This window comes from Aurantiacibacter sp. D1-12, assembly GCF_028858515.1.
In the GTDB taxonomy this organism is placed as follows: domain Bacteria; phylum Pseudomonadota; class Alphaproteobacteria; order Sphingomonadales; family Sphingomonadaceae; genus Alteraurantiacibacter.
Genome location: NZ_JAPJZJ010000002.1, coordinates 1 through 18,004, shown reverse-complemented (window position 1 = coordinate 18,004; position 18,004 = coordinate 1). Strand labels below are relative to the sequence as shown.

22 protein-coding genes are annotated in these 18,004 nt (G+C 57.4%); 12 read left to right on the top strand and 10 right to left on the bottom strand.

Going from position 1 to position 18,004, the window contains the following annotated elements:
- Positions 1-94: 94 nt before the first annotated feature.
- The 4 genes from OOZ52_RS04200 to OOZ52_RS04185 are packed head-to-tail and all read right to left on the bottom strand — an operon-like array spanning position 95 to position 3,950.
- Positions 95-1,315 carry a mechanosensitive ion channel family protein gene (locus tag OOZ52_RS04200; protein WP_274697252.1) on the bottom strand — a complete coding sequence of 407 codons (1,221 nt, stop codon included), beginning with the start codon at positions 1,313-1,315 and terminating at the stop codon, positions 95-97.
- Positions 1,312-2,526: a cystathionine beta-lyase gene (gene metC / locus OOZ52_RS04195; protein ID WP_274697251.1), complete on the bottom strand. Its 1,215-nt coding sequence runs from the start codon at positions 2,524-2,526 to the stop codon at positions 1,312-1,314. Before metC ends, OOZ52_RS04200 begins: the two co-directional genes overlap by 4 nt.
- Entirely contained in the window at positions 2,523-3,365 is an 843-nt protein-coding gene (locus tag OOZ52_RS04190; RefSeq protein WP_274697250.1) for a sulfurtransferase, read from the bottom strand. The genes metC and OOZ52_RS04190 overlap by 4 nt, the downstream gene beginning before the upstream one ends.
- Before the next feature lie 39 nt (positions 3,366-3,404).
- On the bottom strand, positions 3,405-3,950 hold the full coding sequence (locus OOZ52_RS04185) for a hypothetical protein (RefSeq protein ID WP_274697249.1): 546 nt from the start codon (positions 3,948-3,950) through the stop codon (positions 3,405-3,407).
- A gap of 78 nt (positions 3,951-4,028) precedes the next feature.
- On the opposite strand from OOZ52_RS04185, the gene queF reads away from it, so the two are divergent.
- From queF to OOZ52_RS04155, 6 genes are all read left to right on the top strand, one after another.
- Positions 4,029-4,496, top strand: coding sequence for a preQ(1) synthase (gene queF / locus OOZ52_RS04180; protein ID WP_274697248.1), 468 nt, complete (start codon positions 4,029-4,031; stop codon positions 4,494-4,496).
- 111 nt (positions 4,497-4,607) lie between these two features.
- On the top strand, positions 4,608-5,921 hold the full coding sequence (locus OOZ52_RS04175; protein WP_274697247.1) for a UDP-glucose dehydrogenase family protein: 1,314 nt from the start codon (positions 4,608-4,610) through the stop codon (positions 5,919-5,921).
- A gap of 193 nt (positions 5,922-6,114) precedes the next feature.
- Positions 6,115-6,474, top strand: a complete 360-nt coding sequence (locus OOZ52_RS04170; protein ID WP_274697246.1) for a plasmid mobilization protein — start codon at positions 6,115-6,117, stop codon at positions 6,472-6,474.
- Complete coding sequence (locus tag OOZ52_RS04165) at positions 6,471-6,908, top strand: relaxase/mobilization nuclease domain-containing protein (RefSeq protein ID WP_274697245.1); 438 nt, start codon at positions 6,471-6,473, stop codon at positions 6,906-6,908. Before OOZ52_RS04170 ends, OOZ52_RS04165 begins: the two co-directional genes overlap by 4 nt.
- A 199-nt stretch (positions 6,909-7,107) precedes the next feature.
- Positions 7,108-7,572, top strand: coding sequence for a hypothetical protein (locus OOZ52_RS04160; protein WP_274697244.1), 465 nt, complete (start codon positions 7,108-7,110; stop codon positions 7,570-7,572).
- A 9-nt stretch (positions 7,573-7,581) separates the two neighbouring features.
- A complete protein-coding gene (locus OOZ52_RS04155; protein WP_274697243.1) occupies positions 7,582-8,046 on the top strand; it encodes a hypothetical protein in 465 nt (154 codons plus the stop codon).
- A gap of 363 nt (positions 8,047-8,409) precedes the next feature.
- Here the strand turns inward: OOZ52_RS04155 and OOZ52_RS04150 are convergent, their stop codons facing one another.
- Positions 8,410-8,622: a hypothetical protein gene (locus OOZ52_RS04150; RefSeq protein ID WP_274697242.1), complete on the bottom strand. Its 213-nt coding sequence runs from the start codon at positions 8,620-8,622 to the stop codon at positions 8,410-8,412.
- Positions 8,623-8,860: 238 nt separating this feature from the next.
- Here OOZ52_RS04150 and OOZ52_RS04145 point away from each other — a divergent pair, with 238 nt between their 5' ends.
- Entirely contained in the window at positions 8,861-9,316 is a 456-nt protein-coding gene (locus OOZ52_RS04145) for a hypothetical protein (protein ID WP_274697241.1), read from the top strand.
- Position 9,317: 1 nt separating this feature from the next.
- Here OOZ52_RS04145 and OOZ52_RS04140 read toward each other — a convergent pair whose 3' ends face one another.
- Positions 9,318-9,818 carry a hypothetical protein gene (locus tag OOZ52_RS04140; RefSeq protein ID WP_274697240.1) on the bottom strand — a complete coding sequence of 167 codons (501 nt, stop codon included), beginning with the start codon at positions 9,816-9,818 and terminating at the stop codon, positions 9,318-9,320.
- Between the two features lie 468 nt (positions 9,819-10,286).
- Between OOZ52_RS04140 and OOZ52_RS04135 the strand changes: the two genes are divergently transcribed.
- A complete protein-coding gene (locus OOZ52_RS04135) occupies positions 10,287-10,451 on the top strand; it encodes a hypothetical protein (protein WP_274697239.1) in 165 nt (54 codons plus the stop codon).
- Positions 10,452-10,455: 4 nt separating this feature from the next.
- Here the strand turns inward: OOZ52_RS04135 and OOZ52_RS04130 are convergent, their stop codons facing one another.
- The 4 genes from OOZ52_RS04130 to OOZ52_RS04115 all read right to left on the bottom strand — a co-directional run bounded on the left by OOZ52_RS04130 (position 10,456) and on the right by OOZ52_RS04115 (position 12,934).
- Positions 10,456-10,818: a hypothetical protein gene (locus tag OOZ52_RS04130; protein ID WP_274697238.1), complete on the bottom strand. Its 363-nt coding sequence runs from the start codon at positions 10,816-10,818 to the stop codon at positions 10,456-10,458.
- A 75-nt stretch (positions 10,819-10,893) separates the two neighbouring features.
- Positions 10,894-11,886 (bottom strand): DUF2971 domain-containing protein, encoded by a 993-nt coding sequence (locus OOZ52_RS04125; RefSeq protein ID WP_274697237.1) that lies wholly within the window; start codon positions 11,884-11,886, stop codon positions 10,894-10,896.
- Positions 11,883-12,473, bottom strand: coding sequence for a mobile mystery protein B (locus OOZ52_RS04120; protein WP_274697236.1), 591 nt, complete (start codon positions 12,471-12,473; stop codon positions 11,883-11,885). The genes OOZ52_RS04125 and OOZ52_RS04120 overlap by 4 nt, the downstream gene beginning before the upstream one ends.
- On the bottom strand, positions 12,470-12,934 hold the full coding sequence (locus OOZ52_RS04115) for a mobile mystery protein A (protein ID WP_274697235.1): 465 nt from the start codon (positions 12,932-12,934) through the stop codon (positions 12,470-12,472). The genes OOZ52_RS04120 and OOZ52_RS04115 overlap by 4 nt, the downstream gene beginning before the upstream one ends.
- A gap of 739 nt (positions 12,935-13,673) precedes the next feature.
- Here OOZ52_RS04115 and OOZ52_RS04110 point away from each other — a divergent pair.
- The 4 genes from OOZ52_RS04110 to OOZ52_RS04095 all read left to right on the top strand — a co-directional run.
- On the top strand, positions 13,674-13,922 hold the full coding sequence (locus OOZ52_RS04110) for a hypothetical protein (protein ID WP_274697234.1): 249 nt from the start codon (positions 13,674-13,676) through the stop codon (positions 13,920-13,922).
- 54 nt (positions 13,923-13,976) lie between these two features.
- A complete protein-coding gene (locus tag OOZ52_RS04105) occupies positions 13,977-14,570 on the top strand; it encodes an Ig-like domain-containing protein (protein ID WP_274697233.1) in 594 nt (197 codons plus the stop codon).
- A gap of 47 nt (positions 14,571-14,617) precedes the next feature.
- Positions 14,618-15,259 carry a hypothetical protein gene (locus OOZ52_RS04100; protein ID WP_274697232.1) on the top strand — a complete coding sequence of 214 codons (642 nt, stop codon included), beginning with the start codon at positions 14,618-14,620 and terminating at the stop codon, positions 15,257-15,259.
- On the top strand, positions 15,256-18,004 hold a 2,749-nt coding region (locus OOZ52_RS04095), incomplete at its 3' end, for an RHS repeat domain-containing protein (RefSeq protein WP_446698108.1). The genes OOZ52_RS04100 and OOZ52_RS04095, both read left to right, overlap by 4 nt.

The window sequence follows — 18,004 nt, the reverse complement described above, 5'->3', positions numbered from 1 at the left end:
ACCGCGGAAATGCGCGTTGCGACGCAGCATAACCAGCGAGAATGGATTGGGCGGAGTGTAGCTCTGCTTTAGAAGCTGCCAAAAACGCCGGAAATCAGCCGTTCTTCTTGGTCTCGACCCGCTGGGCAATTGCCTCGATCAATTGCTGCATCTGATCGCCGCCGCGCAAATTCAGGTCGCGCTGCGGGAACGGAATCTCTACCTCATGCTCTTTAAAAAGTTGCCAGATCCGAGTGTAAACGTCGGACCGGATGTTCGCCATCCCCTCTTCCGGGTCCTTGATCCAGAAACGCAATTCAAAGTCGACCGAGCTATCGCCAAAGCCCATCAGGTTGACCCGGGGTTTGGGTGATTTCAACACCCGCGGCACCTCGTTTACGGCCTGGTACAGTAGCTCCTGCACCAGATCCAGATCTGCGCCATAGGAGACGCCGACGGGCGCTTTTACCCGCACATCCTTGGAACTGTAGGACCAGTTGACCACCTGATTGATCATCAGGTTTTCGTTCGGGATCAGGTATTCGGTCTGGTCTCTAGTCACCACCGAAATGGCGCGAATGCCGATCTTGCGGATCTGCCCGAAGCTGTCGTTCCCTGCTTGATCGGTGACAGAGATCACGTCGCCCGGTTTGATCGACTTATCCATCAGCAGGATAATGCCGGAGATCAGGTTACCGAAGGTCTTTTGCAGGCCAAAACCGATGGCAAGACCGAAGGCACCGGAGAATACGGCGAGCGCAGTCAGATCAATGCCAAGAACGTCAATACCGATGAGGAACGCGGCGACCCAGATTATGATCGTAGCGATCTTCTCAACGAGCACGCGCTGCGATTCGTCCAGCTTCGTGACGCGCTTCAACCCGCCGCGCAGCGCTTTGGTAATCATCCATGCGATGGTGAGGACCAGCACGATGACGAAGAAAACGACGAAGACGTCCCACAGCGAAATCCGCATGGAGCCGACTTCCAGGGCCATGCCCTGCATGCTGTTGACCATGCCGCCGATGGTTTCGCTTCGCTCGCTCACAGCGTCGCCCAGTTCGGCTGCGGTCGAAATGGCTTCGGTCGCTTCGGGGTCGGGCACTTCGTCCGAATTTTCCGGTATGGCCAGCAGTGGCTCCCCGGTTTCGGGATCGACCATGGGTTCGCCAGTTTCCGGATCGAGCACGGGTACGGGATCGGGAGCGGGGACACCTACCAATTGATCACCCGTCTCGGGATCGATCAGCGGATCTCCGGTCGCCGGATCGCGCAATGGCACTGCATCGGCGTCGCTTACGGCCGCTGATGCGGTGGGCGTGGTGCTCGCGGTCATGCATTCTCCATTGCGGCAAATCCGCATTCGAGATCGCGGATCAGATCGGATGGGTCTTCTAGACCGATGGCAAGGCGAACGCCAAGCCCGCTTCCATGATCAACACCTGCAGGCCACGCCTGATGGTCACGGATGCGATCGGGATCAACCGGAATGGCAAGGCTTTCATAACCGCCCCAGCTGAAGCCGATGCCAAACAGGTCGAGCGCGTCAATAAAGCGTTCGCGTGCCTTCTTATCAGCGTTACGGAAGACAAAGCTGAACAGGCCGCAGCCGCCCGTGAAATCGCGCTTCCAGAGATCGTGTCCGGGTGCACCGGGTAGCATGGGGCAAAGCACGGCGGAAACTTCATCGCGCCATTCCAGCCACTTGGAAATCTCAAGTGCACTTGAGGTCGTTTTCTCCAATCGCAGGCCCATTGTTCGCAATCCGCGAAGCGCAAGGGCAGCGTCATCGGGAGATACGACTTGTCCCATGTATTGCGACTGCAGCCGAATGCGCTCGATAACCGGTTTAGCAGCAGAGGCGCTTCCCATCATCAGATCCGAATGGCCGCCGACGTGTTTGGTAAGGCTCATCACGCTGACATCGCAGCCGTGTTGCAGCGATGCGAAGCCGAGTGGGGAGGCCCAGGTGTTGTCGACCATGCTGAGCACACCGTGCTCCCGCGCGATGGCGGTGAGGATTGGAATATCGCAGACCTCCATGGTCAGGCTGCCGGGGCTTTCCAGCATGACGACCTTTGTCTTCTCGCCAATCGCATCCGCGAAGCCTTTGGGATCGAGCGGATCGAAGCTCCGCGCAGAGATGCCCATTCGCTTCAGCATGCCAAGCGCGATCATGCGCGTGGGCTCATAGGCATTATCGGTGAAGAGTAGCTCATCCCCGGGCTCAAGCAATGCCAGCAGCGTGCAGGCAATCGCGGCGACACCGCTGGGAAACAGCTCGGTGCCGTCGGCGCCCGGCTCCAGCCCGGTCAGCGCATCTGCAAGTGCCCATTGCGTTGGGCCGCCGCGCCGCCCGTAATAGAAATGCCCGTCGGCATTGGGGCGTCCTTTTGCCAGATCGGCCACGTCTTCATACAGGTGTGTACTGCTGCGCCAGACGGGCGGATTGACGACACCACCTGGCTTTCCGGGGGCCGTAGTCCATTCTTTGCGCCGCCCCGCCTCTACAAGGCGTGTGGCCGGTTTGTGATCGTCTTTGCTCATACGGCTGGCCCTGTTTCCACTGGCATGTCGGGGTCGCTTCCCCATTCGCTCCAGCTGCCATCGTAGAGCGCACCCTCGCGCCCCGCCAGATGCATTGCGAATAGGAGGACAGAGGCGGTGATGCCGCTGCCGCATGTTGTGGTCACCGGCTGGTCGATATCCACGCCTGCTTCGGTGAAGGCCGCGCGGATGCCTGCCACGTGCTTGTACGTGCCATCGTCATTGAAAACGGCGCCGAACGGCAGATTACGCGAGCCGGGAATATGGCCGTTGGAAACGCCGGGGCGAAAGTCGCCCTCCTCTCCGGTGAAGCGCGCTGCCCCACGTGCATCGACAACCTGCTCCTTGCGGCTTTCGATATTGGCGAGCATGTCTGCCTTGTAGCGTATGCTACCCCTGCCGCCGCTGCTAACAAGAGCGCTTGGTGAAGGCTCGACAGCGCCTGTTTCAATCGCGCGCCCTTCGGCGATCCACTTTTGCAGCCCGCCATCGAGGATTGCGATCTCTTCAAGCCCGAACAGACGCAGCACGAACCATCCGCGCGCTGCACTGCGCAGGTCACTGTTATCGTAGAGGACGATGCGCTGGCCTTCGCGTAGCCCAAGCGCGGCCATATGGGCATCGAACTGCGCACGGGTAGGCGGGGCTGACGGGACCGGGTCATCGGGATTGGTCATGCTCTTGAGAGCCAGAAAGCGGGCGCCGGGGATGTGGCCGTCTACGAATTCCTGCGCCGCATCACGGTTGGCTGTCGGCAGGTGTGCAGAGGCATCGAGCATCAGCAAATCAGGTGCGCCAAGCTCGGCCTCAAGCCACCGGGTGGAAACGAGTGGTTGCATAGGCTCGCGACCTAGCTGCTTCGTCTGGCGGCGTAAATGTCAGGTGAGTTGCACTGCGGCGAGCTCGCTGAAGATTTGCATCTGGTCGTCGAACAGCAGTGGTCGGGGCAGGGCACCTTCCTCTTCGCCAGGTGATCCCACCGCGAAATTGACGAAGGTAGGTTCGATCCCGGCGCCTATCAGCCGAATGCGGGCGACTGGCAAAACGCGCGGTTCGCTGAAATTTCGCACTGGGCCTTGTTTGACGGGGATCGCTTCCTCCCGCGGCATTTGCCATTCGCCCGAGTATTCTGCGTGTACACCCGGTGCAAGAAAGTCTTCCCTGTGCAGCTTGGCACGGTCCATGTCCGGCTTGCCGGCTTCATCGTGATGGATTGCTGCACATGCTGCAGATGTCATGTCGCTCCAGATGCGCAAGGCAACGATGTGCGTCTCGCTCGCATTCCGTAGTTCCAGCCGCCAGTTTATGATCACCGTCTTTGCGCTGAGTGTCAGGCGGGTTGGGGTGAGTTTTAACTCAAGCGGCGAGGCAGGCGCGGTTTCCGCGTCTTCTTCCAGAGCCTCAGGAACATCTGCCTCATCCATCGTGCGATCCCTAATCACGCTCCGGTGCGATGCAAAGTGCGCTTGTGCATAAGGCGGGGACACGCCATGTGACTGGGTATGAGTGACAGCAACGATACCTCGCCACCCAAATTCCTGGGCCAGCAAAGCCCGCTTCCCGCCAGCCCGGAAGAAGCGCAGCTTGATTACGTGCCCAATCCGCGGCCCGGATCGACATATCTGGTAAGGTTTGCGGCACCCGAATTCACTTCGCTTTGCCCCGTAACCGGTGCGCCCGATTTCGCGCATCTGGTGATCGACTATGCGCCGGGGGAAACCATCGTTGAATCCAAAAGCCTGAAACTCTTCCTCGGTTCTTTCCGCAATCACAACGGCTTTCACGAAGATGTGACGGTCGGGATCGGAGAGCGTCTGTTCGCCGAGATGCAGCCCAAATGGTTGCGCATCGGCGGATACTGGTATCCGCGCGGCGGTATTCCGATCGACGTGTTCTGGCAAAGCGGAGCTCCACCGGCTGATCTTTGGCTGCCCGATCAGGGCGTTGCCTCCTACCGCGGGCGGGGTTGAGCTTTCTGGTCCGACTTGCCTTGTTAACCCCCCTTGGATTAGGAGCGCGACCACATTGCGGGCGGCTCTGCCCGGCGGCGCTCGCTGGAACAATTATAAGGACAATAACCCATGCGTATCGTGATGATTGGCACCGGATATGTCGGACTCGTGTCCGGTGCGTGCTTTGCCGACTTTGGCCACACGGTGACCTGTGTCGATAAGGACCAGTCAAAAATTGATGCGCTGCTGAATGGTGAAATCCCTATCTTCGAGCCCGGGCTGGATGAGCTCGTCGCCAACAACGTAGCCGCCGGGCGGTTGTCGTTCACACTCAACGTTGAGGAGGTCGTGCCCGAAGCAGACGCCGTGTTTATCGCTGTGGGCACCCCGACCCGTCGCGGCGATGGCCATGCCGATCTGACCTATGTCTACGCCGCGGCCCGGGAAATGGCCCCGCTGCTGCGTGATGGCGCGGTTGTTGTCGACAAGTCGACGGTGCCGGTGGGCACGGGTGACGAGGTTGAACGCATCATCTCGGAAACCGCACCCGACCTACACTTTTCGGTCGCTTCCAACCCGGAATTCCTGCGCGAGGGTGCAGCGATTGACGACTTCGCCAAACCGGACCGGATTGTGGTTGGTGTGAATGATGATCATGCTCGTAGCGTTATGGAGGCGATCTATCGTCCGCTCACCAGCAATGGCGCGCCACTGATCGTTATGAACCGCCGCGCAGCCGAACTGACGAAGTACGCGGCCAATGCATTCCTTGCTACGAAGATCAGCTTTATCAATGAAATGGCCGACCTGTGCGAGAAGGTGGGCGCCGATGTGCGCGATGTGGCGCACGGTATCGGCACCGACACGCGTATTGGCGGCCGATTCTTGATGCCGGGCCCCGGCTATGGCGGATCATGCTTCCCCAAGGATACCGTTGCGCTGCTCAAGACTGCCGAACAGTTCGATACCGAGGTTTCCATCGTCGATGCAGTGGTAAAGGCGAATGATGCGCGCAAGGCGGCCATGGGTGACAAGGTGATCGCTGCTCTCGAAGGCGATGCGACCGGCAAGACCGTTGCCGTGCTCGGCCTCACCTTCAAGGCCGATACCGATGATATGCGCGATTCGCCCGCAATTGATATCGTCCGCAAGCTGACCTCCGCCGGTGTAACCGTGCGTGCCTACGATCCGGAAGGGATGGAGCAGGCCAAGAAGATCGATGGTCTCGGCGCGAACGACATCACTTATTGCGAAGATGCATATTCAGCGATGGATGGTGCCGACGCGATGGTCATTGTTACCGAATGGAAGCCATTCCGCGCGCTCGATCTAGATCAGGTCAAGCAGCATCTCGCAACGCCCACAATGGTGGACCTGCGCAACCTCTACAGCCGTACGGATGTTGAGGGTCACGGGTTCAAATATGTGGCTGTGGGTCGGTGAAAAATGGTGCACGCTATAGGTGCATCCGCGAACCTTCTGGAGATGCTGAAAGACTGGAATGTCCAGCTCCAGCATACCTCTCTCGGTCAGGGAAACAGCCGTAAGCCTAAGAATAGCGAGGATGGCCGCTCTTCGCGCCGTCGCGCTCCTGTGACTGCACGGAGACGGCGCAGAGCGTGAGAGCGGGGTCGGTATGGCGCGAAAGCCCTATGACCCGCCCTTTTCGCTTCGGCTCTCATTTGAAGAGCGCGCTCGGCTTGAAGAGCAAGCCGAGGGCATGCCGCTCGGTGCATACATTCGCGAACGATTGCTCAATGATCCACCTCGCAGGAAACGTGTAAGCCAGATTGATCGGGATGCGCTGCTGCGCGTCCTCGGCAAGCTCGGCCAATCGCGCCTTGCCAACAACATGAACCAGATTGCCAAACAGGCCAATCAGGGAACGCTGCCGGTCACGCCTGAAACCGAAGATGCCCTGCTGTCGGCCTCCGAAGACATCGCAGAAATCCGCAAAGCCCTCATCACGGCTCTGGGCATGGAGCCTAACCCATGATCTTCAAAGCCTCACAGCGCAGCGGCTCTGCGCAGTTGGGTCGTCACCTGCTGAACGCTCAAGACAATGAGCATGTCGAGGTGCATGAAGTGCGTGGGTTCATGGCCGAGGATGTTATGGGTGCGATGAAAGAGGCCGAAGCCTTGGCGAAGGGAACACGCTGCAAACAGCATCTGTTTTCAGTGTCGCTTAACCCGCCCGAAAATGAAGATGTGCCTGCCGAGGTGTTCGAGGGTGCGATTGCAACCATCGAAGAGAAAGTCGGCCTGACCGATCAGCCGCGCATGGTGATCTTTCACGAAAAGGAAAGCCGCCGCCATGCGCATGTGGTCTGGTCGCGGATCGATGCCGAGACTATGACCGCAAAACAGCTATCCTTCTTCAAGACCAAGCTGCAAGAGGTCTCGAAGCAGCTCTATCTGGAAAATGCCTGAAGGCTTGGCCGACAAGTCCAAACGCGCGTTAGCGATCGTCACCCGAACGGGCCGAGACTACGGGCTCGGAGGCCCAAAGCCTTAGAGCGCGGTCGGCCCAAGGCCGAAACGCCTAAATAAAACCAAGTGATCCTTCAAAAACCGCGTCTCTCTAAGATCGCCAATTCACAAACACTTGCTCTTCCAATTAATTCGAGCAATGGGTTCTTTGGCAACGGAGGGATCAATGGCTCGAAGCCGAAAAGGCAAACGTTCTGAACAGCTCACCAAGAAAGCGAAAAAGCGAGCTGATTTGAAGAAAAAAGTCACAAAGGGATGGCTCTTTTTCTTTGACCGTCAAGGCGTGTATCATACAGGCCTCAACCAAACGGGAAGAATAAATGCAGAGAAAGAGGGCAACTGCACCATTGATTTTGATTGTCCTGACACGCAAATCACCATTGCTCTCGAAAGCCTGAAAGATCCAAAAACCGACGTGTTCAGGCTCACCTACAAGAAGAGCTGGACGCAAGGGAATTTCGTCTACCACATCAAAGCTTGGTATGCGCTTGGAGCAAGGAAAATCCGACTGCGGCAAGGCTATATTCGAAAGGACGGTCACGCGACCTCCACATTCCCCCACGTTTTGATCGTAAACGGCCATACCATACACGATTACCGATAGGAGCGTGGTATGGTCGACCTGAGCGAACAGACACGGTTTTTCATCAAGCAGACCTACACGTTCTCTTTGGTCTCGATTGCGCTTAGGTATCTTCCACCAAGTGTGCTTTATCCGAGAGGTGGGCCTGGGACCGACGACATACCCGCTATCCTCGCCGCAATGGCATTCCTTTCGGGGATACTCGCATTCGCTTGCTTGCCGAGTGCATTGCGTGACTTTATGAAGCACAGGCAATCGGTCCTCCTCGAAGTCATTACGAAGGCAAGGTCGAGCGAACATGAAGTTGATCTCGCACGCAACGCTCCTCTCCCGGAAGAAAAGAAGCTGCTCGGGCTCATTTCGCGCTACGGCTTCGTGGACAACACGGCAACCTTCTTCGAGGTCGTGGTGCCTATAATGCTAGGATTTACGATATTTTTCTTGAACTTAGGCGATATTTTTAGTCTAATTGCTTCAATGATCGGGGGGTCATGAGTTTATTAGCAACCATATTTCGCCGCACTGAGCCAGCGAATGAAGGTTGGCACCGGCATATGAATCCGGACGGCTCCATCGGAGGCTTCGTTTCCGACCAAGCGCAGTTGGGAAAAAATGTGTATGTTGAATACTCTGGCATAGTGACGGCAGGTGCGACCGTAGAGGATGGCGCTCGCGTGCGTTGTGGCGATTTTGTCCAAGCCGATGGAACGACACGGCGACTAGCACCTTACCCTTCTGACTTCGAATACCAGCCAGTTTTTCCCGAGTAACAATAGCGCCTATCACTGCCACATTGTTTCGGCTCTGATGAAAGGGCCGCCGACGGGCGTAAAAACCTCGACGACGGCCTTGCGGCGATCAGTTCTTCGAGGCAGTCTCATTCACAAAGAGCACACCCTGATGGCGGGTCAGCTCGACAGGAATGTGATCGAGGCGAAGAATGCCGCCCTTGCCGTTCTCGCGCGGCCATATTGCTCCGATCTCGCGAGCCGAACCGAGCTTGTTTGCTCCGTCCTCGTCTGTGCCGATGATACGCGCAAATGAGATGCGATGGGTTGGTTTGTTGGACATGGGGATTTCCTTTCTCAAGTTTTCGGCGCGAGCGGAATTGCCGTGCCTTGCAACCGAGAACGCTGGTGAATGAGGGGCGCTAAGGTCAAATCACGCAACCACGTCCCGTGTTGACCGGCGACACGCACCTGCAAGGTTCAAGCAAGGTGGAAATGGCAATCAACTTACTGCCCGAAAACTTGTGAGTGAAAGGACATTGATCCCGCTGACCAATGCCGACCCGTGATATCCTGATTCTATGCGCGTGGAGATCACCGAGGAGATCAGGAAGCAACTTGAAAGCGAGGCAGAGCGAACGGGTGTCGGAGCCTCGAAACTGATGCGCGGCAGACGCACGGACATGCCGCAAGGGCTGACCAGTTCGATGATGAATGGGTGGAAGAACGGTGCAATCGGATCAGCAAAGAAGGCGCATCTCGATTGGGTGCTCAAAGCCTATGCGGAATGGACGCAGCCGGCGAAGCCCGACATTCCTAAGAAGATCATGCTCACCGACGAGCACCGTGCTTTCATTCAAAGCGAAGCCGAGCGCACGGGCCTTGGCGCGGTGGCGATCCTACGCCATGCGACAACCAACCTTCCCGAGGGGCTCAACCACCAGAAGGTGCAGCGCTGGATTTCAGGACAAACAAAGAGCGCTAAAAAGGCGCATTGGGATCTGGTCATACGCCTTTATGCGATGATCGAGACCTAAATCACTCTTCGTAACGATAGAGGAAGGTGCGTCCGGCAATTTCGGTCTCGGTATACTCTTCTCTTATATCGCGCTCGATTGCATCATGATCGATTTGCGCATGGAGATACCTGCCGACCTCGCTGATCAGTGCTTCTTCGACAAAGTTTCTGGCCAAATCACGATAACTGTCGGTCTCGAAGGCGGTAACGCCGAAGTTGTCAGGGTTAGCAGTAGGATCGCAACCGCATTCCCGAACGCCGATAATATACTCGGCTTTGTCGTGGTCGGATGCATTTCGGGTAAAGTTGATAAACTCGGATATGTTTTCCGGTCTGATGCCGAAGAGAATGGCAATCTCGCAATCGATGGATTCACCCTCGATAAGCTGGATTGCATAGCTGTCGACTGGCTGGCCCGATTGATCCATGAGCTTTTCAGCTCGCAGTTGAAATTCATCAGCCGCTTCAAAATGGAATCCGGTTTCATCGGGATCGTGGGGTTGTGCAAAAAATCTGGTCATGTCCTGCCTCCTTTCTTTCTCGTTGAGGACGCGAAGATGAAAGGCGGCTTCCCAAAAAGGGAACGTCACCCGCGCAGTAAGGGCGGGGAAACGGACAACACGGTTCGTCTAAAGGCGAAGTGGTGCGGACAGGCCGTTGACCGTCACGACCAAGCGGTCAGTCTCGTCCCTGACTTACTACAGGTCTGCGCATAGCGAGGCTCCTGAAAGCGCCGTTTTCCGGAATCACCGAATGGCGGTTGAACATCGAATCAAATTTGGCTCCACCCATTTTCCGTCTTAGCGGTATCGCTTGTCGATAGGTTCAAGTCGGCTACCCGATCTCCTGCACTGGCCATCAAATCCACCTCAAGGCGGATTGCTCCACTGACGTTGCGCTGTCTCCGAATGACGGCGGCGTGAGGTTCGGGGCTGTTCCTCTCACCAACAATCACCCCCGCCAATGCGGGGCAAAGGGAGGAGAAAGTCATGATCGATATATTCAACACCGCATCGCTGGCAAAGCTATCACGCCAAGAGCTGCTATCGCTGCTCGCCAACCTTCAAGCGCAGTTCAACGCTGCGTCCGGAGAAGCCGAGCGAGGCGTCGCTCATGCCAGAATGGAAGCCGTGAAACGTGCGTTGGTTCTATGAGCGCCTAGAATGGAATGTCGTCATCAAACTCGCTGGGATCGCCCCCCTGCGGAAACGGAATGACATTAGCCGTGGCCTCGCGCTCTTTGTCGGTTAGTGCGTTGTTTCGCAGCGCGTAGGTTCGCGGCGGCGGCTCCTTGGGCGTCGTCACATGGTCGGGGTTCTTCCAACCCAAACCCTCCATCCCTTGAAAGAATCCCATATAGAGCAAGTCAAAATCGGGGATCATCAAACGATCTTCCAGTTCCTCGATCCACGCCCAATCTTTGGCAGGCATTTCGATCTGAACCGCGACACGCCCCTTATATAGTCCCCTTCTACGAATGATCTTGATGCTGCGCCAATTGCCTTGCGGGTCGCGTTTCATGTTTCGCTCCTATGATTGCTAAGGTGATCGCAACCGCTAGGCGAGCCGCCAAGGCCGTTCGGGAAAATGACGCTACTATTTTGAGTGGTCCGCGAGCGAAACGGTCATATCCTCGGTCGATAGAAGCGCCTGTTGCAGCGGGATTTTACGTTCCTCACAAAAGGCTCTCGCATATTTCAGATCATCATCGCTAACGGAGGCTCCTGCAATTAGAGCACTTGGCTTCGGCATATCGTATGAACGGTTGGCATGATCAGGACCGATAGCGTGAACGATCCGCCATTCTTTCTCATACTGCCAATCACTGCTTTTGATGAGGCTAAGATAATTGCCGACAAGATTGTTGTAGTCATCCCGAGGTTGAGCAAGGTAGCGGCTGATGTCAGCCCTCTTGTTCCGGTAGAATACAGGGAAGCACAGACGCTTACGAAGGTCGCTGTAGGGAAGAGAGCCGAAATCATATTCGATACAAAATCCGGTGTGCGACGCGCCATAATGCGACCACATCAGATTGGAGGTTGGGTTTGCCGAAAGCGAAAGAACGCTGAAACCCGAGCGTAGGAACGTCGATATGGAGTCGATCATCTCAGCGTTCATTTTTCGTTTCCAAGATTGAATGAACTCCCGCATGGGTTGGCGCTGCTCCGCAGGCAATTTCTCAATAAGCGGCTCGGCAATCATGGCGTGCCATTTCTGCGCACAGACTGGGTCGGTAATCTTCGGCGGAACCCACTTCTCACCTGAGGCCTCGGCGTTCTTGATCTTTTCAATTTCTGCGAGGCACTCTTCCAAGGTTTGTCGTTGCTGAGGCAATCGGTCCGTTTGGAATTTTGTCACGGTGTCGAATGGATCATTGAAGTTGTTTGGGCTTGAAAACCATTGCTGATCCGCTTCCAATCCATCGCGGTGATACGGATTGGAAAAGTCACGATACTTATAGAGTTTCGCAGGCACGTGCGGATGCTTCACCATAAATGCCTGTTCAATGCGCAAGCGCTTCGCCGAGTAAGGAAACAGACACCGAACCATCGTGCGCTGCCAGGATTCGAGAGGCATTTTCTCCGTCATGATCGCGCAAACGCAATCAGCGCGTCGAAGTCATGATTGTCGGCCGCTTTGAGCGCCGCGACATAGGCTTTCCGCGTCTCGTTCGGGTCAACCAGATTCGCGCGTCCCCATGTGAACGGCGCTTCGCCTAGTTTCTGCGCAAGCAGATCTCCGACAAGGCGCGAGAAACGGCCATTCCCATTGGGGAACGGATGGATCGCCACCAATCGGTGCGAGAAGCGTATCGCGATCTCGTCTGGCGAGTAGGTTTCGTTCTCCACCCAATAGCGCGCATCATCAATCGCCTGCACGACCTCCGTGCCGATGCGATAGGCCTCTACGCCGATATTGCGCGCAGTGGTGCGATAGTCGCCCGCCCATTTCCAGACCTGGCCGAACATCTCCTTGTGCAACCGCCGCAAGAATTTCTCGTCGAGAATATCCCCGCGCTGCGATGACAGCCATTTCATGGCGCTGGCGATGTTGACCTGTTCCGCCTCGTTCAGCTCGCGCCGCAAGGTGATGTAGGACGGAATGAGAGCCTCGCGTTCCTCCGCCTCAAGCGGAGTGTTGGCATCATCGTCTTCGGCGAACAGGTCATCGCTCATGCGTCGTCCCACAGCTTGCGCGGGCTTCCGTTGAGGATGTCCTGCCGCAAGCGCTCGCGCTCGTCGGCGAGGTCGGACTGGTCGGGCGTCTGGTTCTCAAGGCGCATGGTATGCTCAAGGCGCGTCAGCCGCTCGTCTGCCTTACGCTGGGCGCGCTTCTGCACGATATTATCGAGCGACCCATTGGGCACAAAGGCATAGACCAATGTGCAGTCCATCGCCTCTGCCGCCTGCCGCAATGACTTGAGTGTGGTCGCGCCTGTCTTCTCCGCTCTTTCGAGTTCATGGATGCGTGGCCGAGCAACGCCCATGCGTTTCGCAAGCTGCGTTGGAGTCATTCCCAATGCCTCGCGTATCGCGCGTATCCATCCGAAAGGCGGCCAAGCGACTGCTTCGCGATCAAGTTTACTCAATCGACGGTCGAGATTCTTGCGGGCCAAACGTGTTTGATCGGTGTTCATTTTCCCATCCTCATGGTTAAGATTGACAGAAATATCTTACTTTGTCAATATTATTGGTAAGATATACCTTACTTTTATGAGCATATAATGAAAGATATGTCTTACGATCAATTCGGAAAATAAACATCGGCAGGGAGTCCATGAGGGGACAAAAAACCCTCTGTTCGTCTCCATGCGCGAAAGCGTGGCGGCATCCAAACGGCGGACGGTTGGTCGAGGGTGTCCAGAGGGGCGGCGATTGCGCCTCTTGGCCTTGGGAGCGCTTGGGGGAGCACGGAGGCTCTCCTGGCTGGCGATGCAACGGCCACACGTTGCCTCCGGTGCCTGACTGGCCCTGATGCTCAGCTCACGATCCGAATACGCCTTCGTATTCCTCGTGAAAGAGCAGCATGGGCTAAGGACAAGCACCGGACTGCCGGAGGGGATGCAACGGGGAACGCGCGAGCGGGTTCCCCTTGCCAAGATAGGCGTTTGGCGAAAGCGGCCATAGGCACGATTTTGTAATACAAACGCACATCTTGCGGTCAGTGCTAACGCCGAAAATAGCTCAAGAGCTGCCTTGGTAAGTGCTCAAACCAACCCCAGCCCTTTACAACGAAACGTAACGTATCGCTCAGGTCAGTCATCCAACCCCAACACTTCCCTCCTTGTTCCATCTTAGACCACCGGCACCAGAACGCTCTTTCCCCCAATCGATGTCCTCCCCGCTGCCAATGTTGCGCGTGAAAGGAGGGCAATTATGGCTCAGCCCACAAAACTCCCCACAAGCGTTCGCGGCCTTCTCACGATGAATATGGTGCTCCATGCGATCTCAGGCGTGTTCGCCGGAGTATGGATTTCCGAACTGGTCGCGCCTTCAGGACAGATGGACACGCTCGCATGGGTCAAAACAATCCTGTCGATGATCGCGATTGCCGCAGGCCTGACCTACGGCTCCTATATCGCGCTACGGCATAAGTACTCCAAGTTTTTCTTCCCTTCCTATTGACTCCAAGATATTGATAGGAAAGACATTGCCGCTCAAATTAGTTGGGGGCACTGGATGAAGAAGCAGCTGTTTCGCTTTTCAGCACTATCGGCAACATTGCTTTGTGGCGTTGCAGCGAGCGCGCTGGCGCAGGACCCCAAGACCTACACCTATGATGCGCTTGGACGCATGGTCGAGCGAGAGACAACGGCTGGCACGAACAATGGTGAGGTGATCTCGCTTTGCTACGATGCAGCAGGCAATCGCACAGATTTCGTCACAAACTCGGCGGGAACATCGAACCATTGCGATACAGGGGTGCCGAGCGGGACGCCTACGCCCACTCCTACGCCAACGCCTACTCCTTCCAACAGCGGCCCCACCACGACCAATGATGCCGTTTCGGGCGAGTGCTTAGGGCTGGCATTCAAAAATGTGGTGGCGAACGACAGTGATCCCGAAGGCAACACGCCGATCACGCTAACTGCCGTCAGTCAGAATAGCGGCAATGCGACCGCATCGGTACATTCTTCAACCCAGGTGTTGGTTGAGTTCGGGCCAGCATGGGACGTTTCATACTTCACTTACACGGTGCAGGATTCTTTGGGCAACAGCTCAACGGGGCAACTTACCGTTTCTACAAGCTCTTGCGATAGCGGCGGTTTTTAGGCGTTCGCTGCTAAATGGGGCGCCAAGACGAAGCGATCTGCGCGCGCATGATTGGAAGAGACGAATTGAAGGGACTGGATAAAGTGCATTTAAAGAAGAACAGGGGCACTGCCTTCATCAAGCGTATGATAGTTGGCGCTGCTACCGTAGCGATTGCGACACTTGTCCCGCAGGCAAGCCTGATGGCGCAGGAGAGCGCGGGGCACACCGGCGGCAACGTGGTCGAACCGGTTTGTAGCTTGGTGATGCGCGATCTGGATGGTCGTTCGGTTTCTTCTGAGGAAACACTTCCCGGTGGCGGGATCGTGACCGCGAATTGCCAGGGTCAGGGCTTTGTTCTGGGTGAGGCTGACGGCTTTGTCACGATGCCGCACCGCGCTACCGGGGCTGTTATCGCAGTGGTCGATAGGGAAAGTGAAAGCCGCGTCTGGCTGTTTTCGCGCAGCGATGATGGAAGCATTGTTCTCGAAGAGCTCAGCTACGAACTGGCGCGCGCCGCCGGGCGAGCTCCGACCTCTGGACTTGTTGATGTGCGGATAAACCTCGCACGCTTCCGGGCGACCGGGGTGGTCAGCGCGGTGCCATCCGGACGTGAGGGGGCAAGGCCAGCGCGTGCTGCGGACATTACGCTTGAAGGTAGGCTCGGCGTAGCGCAGGGGCGCGGCGAAGACAGAGAGGGCGGGCAATGATTAGTCGCACGCGCTCCATCCAGTTCCCGATGACGCATTTGTACCGCCAAGTCGCTGTTGCGGCGGCAATGATGCTTGCAGCCCTCATTGCCACTCCGGCCATAGCGCAGGTTGCAGCACCGCCTGAAAATCCCACGATCGATGGCCATCAGGTCAATCTTCCAACGGGCGATGTTATTATGCAGCGACCCGGCGTTTCCATCGGGCCGGCGGGACATCATGGTTTGAGCCTGTCGGAGTACTATGTTGGGAACGGGTGGCGTTATTCGGAGCTGCCGACGATCAGCGGAAGCTCGCAGACGGTCGTGATCTCGTTCATGGGAACGACATCGAGCTTCGCAAATGCCGGGTCGGGCTCCTATACGCCCACTTACGAGAATGGCGCGACGCTCAGCTATGCCAGCGGGAGCGGGACCTATAGCTACACGGGGCCGGACGGTACGCAGATCACCTTTGTCGAGGCACCCGGTGGAGCGAACTCTGAGCTGTATCTGCCAGGTGTCTCCGGGCTGGCCTCACCCACGCAGGTGACCTTCACCGATGGCGTTGTGTGGAACTATCACTTCAGGACGGATAGTTGGACAAGTCCACCCTGCAGCGGCCCCGAGTGCCTGCCGGGAGACGGGGGTGTGACCTTTCACTTCCGTCGTCTTGAATCGATCACCAGCAATACCGGTTTCCAGATCAAGCTCGATTACCAGACGGACTCGATCAGCAGTCAATTTGGGCCCGGTTGGCATACCATCACCAGCATCGATGGAATCAACAATGCGGTCGAATATTGCAACCCCACGGGCGATTGTTCCGGCCTGACGGGCAACTGGCCGAGTGCGACCTATGCCAATGGCGATGTGACCAACGATGCCGGGGATACGGTCGATTACGAGTATAACGGCCCCGGTGGCCGGATCTCGGCAATTACCCGCCCGGGCGGGGCAAATGACACCGTACAGATCACCTATGACAGCGCGAACCGTGTGGCGAGCGTGCTGACGGGCGGCGGCACCTGGACTTACACCTACACCAGCACCTCGACCACCACGACCAATCCCGAAGGTGGTACGACTGTCACCAGCTTCAACGCTGAAGGTCAGGTGGCCAGCCGCACGGTAGCCGGGCAGACAACGACCTTCGGCTATTGCGCGAGCGATACTGCGACCTGCCGCGAGGGGCTGCTGCAATCGGTCGAAACGCCCGAAGGGCAAACGACGACCTACGCATACGATCTGCGCGGTAATGTCGAGCAGGTAACATCGACCGACAAGAACGATGCCAACCCGATCACAACGCGCGCCAACTATGTCGGGAATTGCGCAAACCCTGTTACCTGCAACAAGCCGAACTGGACGCAGGATGCCGCAGGGCAGTACACGAACTATGATTATGATCCTGTCCATGGCGGTGTGACCCGTGTCAGAGCGCCCCGTGCCAACGCGAACGAGCAGCGTGCGACCACGCATATCGAGTATACGACCGCGCAGGCGCGTTACCTGACAGGACCGGGCAACTGGACTACGTCGGCACCGATTACGGTCCCCTTGCGCCAGCGCTCATGCCGCACGGGGGGCACGTGTACGGGCAGCGTGAACGAAGCGCGCACTACGCTCGCCTACCCTTCGTCCGGCACGCCCAACAACCTGCAGCCGGTCTCTGTCACCACCAGCCTTGGCGACGGGTCTCAAGCCGCAACCAGTACCTTCACCTATACCGATCTTGGCCAGCCCGAGAGCGTGGACGGGCCGCTTGCGGGCACAGGCGATACTTCGACGATCATCTATGACCAGTACAACCGGCGTATCGGTACGGTCAGCGGCGATCCCGACGGCACCGGGCCGCTCCCGCGCCTCGCTTCGCGTATCACCATCGCCAACGGCCTTGTTACCCGGCAGGAAAGCGGCACCACCACGACCACCGGCGCCACCGCGCTGACGAGTTCGTTCACACCCGATCAGCGGGCGGACATACAATATGACGATCTTGGCCGTCCGATCCGGCAGCGGCATCGCCAGGTGGGCACGGCAACGCAGTACAGCGTCGTGCAGACGAGCTACAATGCGATGGGCCTTGTCGAATGCGTTGCCCAGCGCATGAATGCCCCGCTGACCACGACCAGCCTGCCATCGCCGTGCACGGTCTCGGCTGCTGGCCTTGATGGATCGGACCGCATCAGCCGCACGGTCTATGACGATTATGGCCGCGTGATCGAGCGCCGCGCGGCAGTGGGCACCACGCTGGAGCAGGTTACGCAACGCTTCGCCTACCACACGGGCGCGGCGCAGAACGGCCAGCTCGACTGGGTCGAGGATGCCGAGGGCAACCGCACACAATATCTCTACGATGACTTTGGGCGGCATTACCGCACAAATTATCCGGACACCGCCACCGCGAACACTGCAAACCCCAATGACTATGACGAGGTCACCTTTGACAGCGCAGGCCGTATAGCGACCTTCATCAATCGCGCAGGCGTGGTGCAGACGTTCGCGCGCGATCTGATTGGCCGGATCACCAGCGTCACCGATCCGGGGCGCACTGATCTCGACTCAACCCATTCGCGCAACACCTATTACGGCTATGACCTGTTCGGGAACCTCGAATATGCCCGCTTCGATAGCCACACGGGCGAAGGCATTACCAACACGTGGAACGCGCTCGGGCAACTCGAAGACACCACCAACAATATGGACGGGGCCAGCCGCACGCTCAGCTATGGCTATGATGTGGCGGGCCGCCGTACCGGCCTGA

What these genes read in the sequence shown, in the direction of transcription:
- OOZ52_RS04200 (WP_274697252.1), bottom strand. Translation starts at nt 1,315, where the DNA reads ATGACCGCGAGCACCACGCCCACCGCATCAGCGGCCGTAAGCGACGCC.
- metC (WP_274697251.1), bottom strand. Translation starts at nt 2,526, where the DNA reads ATGAGCAAAGACGATCACAAACCGGCCACACGCCTTGTAGAGGCGGGG.
- OOZ52_RS04190 (WP_274697250.1), bottom strand. Translation starts at nt 3,365, where the DNA reads ATGCAACCACTCGTTTCCACCCGGTGGCTTGAGGCCGAGCTTGGCGCA.
- OOZ52_RS04185 (WP_274697249.1), bottom strand. Translation starts at nt 3,950, where the DNA reads ATGGATGAGGCAGATGTTCCTGAGGCTCTGGAAGAAGACGCGGAAACC.
- queF (WP_274697248.1), top strand. Translation starts at nt 4,029, where the DNA reads ATGAGTGACAGCAACGATACCTCGCCACCCAAATTCCTGGGCCAGCAA.
- OOZ52_RS04175 (WP_274697247.1), top strand. Translation starts at nt 4,608, where the DNA reads ATGCGTATCGTGATGATTGGCACCGGATATGTCGGACTCGTGTCCGGT.
- OOZ52_RS04170 (WP_274697246.1), top strand. Translation starts at nt 6,115, where the DNA reads ATGGCGCGAAAGCCCTATGACCCGCCCTTTTCGCTTCGGCTCTCATTT.
- OOZ52_RS04165 (WP_274697245.1), top strand. Translation starts at nt 6,471, where the DNA reads ATGATCTTCAAAGCCTCACAGCGCAGCGGCTCTGCGCAGTTGGGTCGT.
- OOZ52_RS04160 (WP_274697244.1), top strand. Translation starts at nt 7,108, where the DNA reads ATGGGTTCTTTGGCAACGGAGGGATCAATGGCTCGAAGCCGAAAAGGC.
- OOZ52_RS04155 (WP_274697243.1), top strand. Translation starts at nt 7,582, where the DNA reads ATGGTCGACCTGAGCGAACAGACACGGTTTTTCATCAAGCAGACCTAC.
- OOZ52_RS04150 (WP_274697242.1), bottom strand. Translation starts at nt 8,622, where the DNA reads ATGTCCAACAAACCAACCCATCGCATCTCATTTGCGCGTATCATCGGC.
- OOZ52_RS04145 (WP_274697241.1), top strand. Translation starts at nt 8,861, where the DNA reads ATGCGCGTGGAGATCACCGAGGAGATCAGGAAGCAACTTGAAAGCGAG.
- OOZ52_RS04140 (WP_274697240.1), bottom strand. Translation starts at nt 9,818, where the DNA reads ATGACCAGATTTTTTGCACAACCCCACGATCCCGATGAAACCGGATTC.
- OOZ52_RS04135 (WP_274697239.1), top strand. Translation starts at nt 10,287, where the DNA reads ATGATCGATATATTCAACACCGCATCGCTGGCAAAGCTATCACGCCAA.
- OOZ52_RS04130 (WP_274697238.1), bottom strand. Translation starts at nt 10,818, where the DNA reads ATGAAACGCGACCCGCAAGGCAATTGGCGCAGCATCAAGATCATTCGT.
- OOZ52_RS04125 (WP_274697237.1), bottom strand. Translation starts at nt 11,886, where the DNA reads ATGACGGAGAAAATGCCTCTCGAATCCTGGCAGCGCACGATGGTTCGG.
- OOZ52_RS04120 (WP_274697236.1), bottom strand. Translation starts at nt 12,473, where the DNA reads ATGAGCGATGACCTGTTCGCCGAAGACGATGATGCCAACACTCCGCTT.
- OOZ52_RS04115 (WP_274697235.1), bottom strand. Translation starts at nt 12,934, where the DNA reads ATGAACACCGATCAAACACGTTTGGCCCGCAAGAATCTCGACCGTCGA.
- OOZ52_RS04110 (WP_274697234.1), top strand. Translation starts at nt 13,674, where the DNA reads ATGGCTCAGCCCACAAAACTCCCCACAAGCGTTCGCGGCCTTCTCACG.
- OOZ52_RS04105 (WP_274697233.1), top strand. Translation starts at nt 13,977, where the DNA reads ATGAAGAAGCAGCTGTTTCGCTTTTCAGCACTATCGGCAACATTGCTT.
- OOZ52_RS04100 (WP_274697232.1), top strand. Translation starts at nt 14,618, where the DNA reads ATGATTGGAAGAGACGAATTGAAGGGACTGGATAAAGTGCATTTAAAG.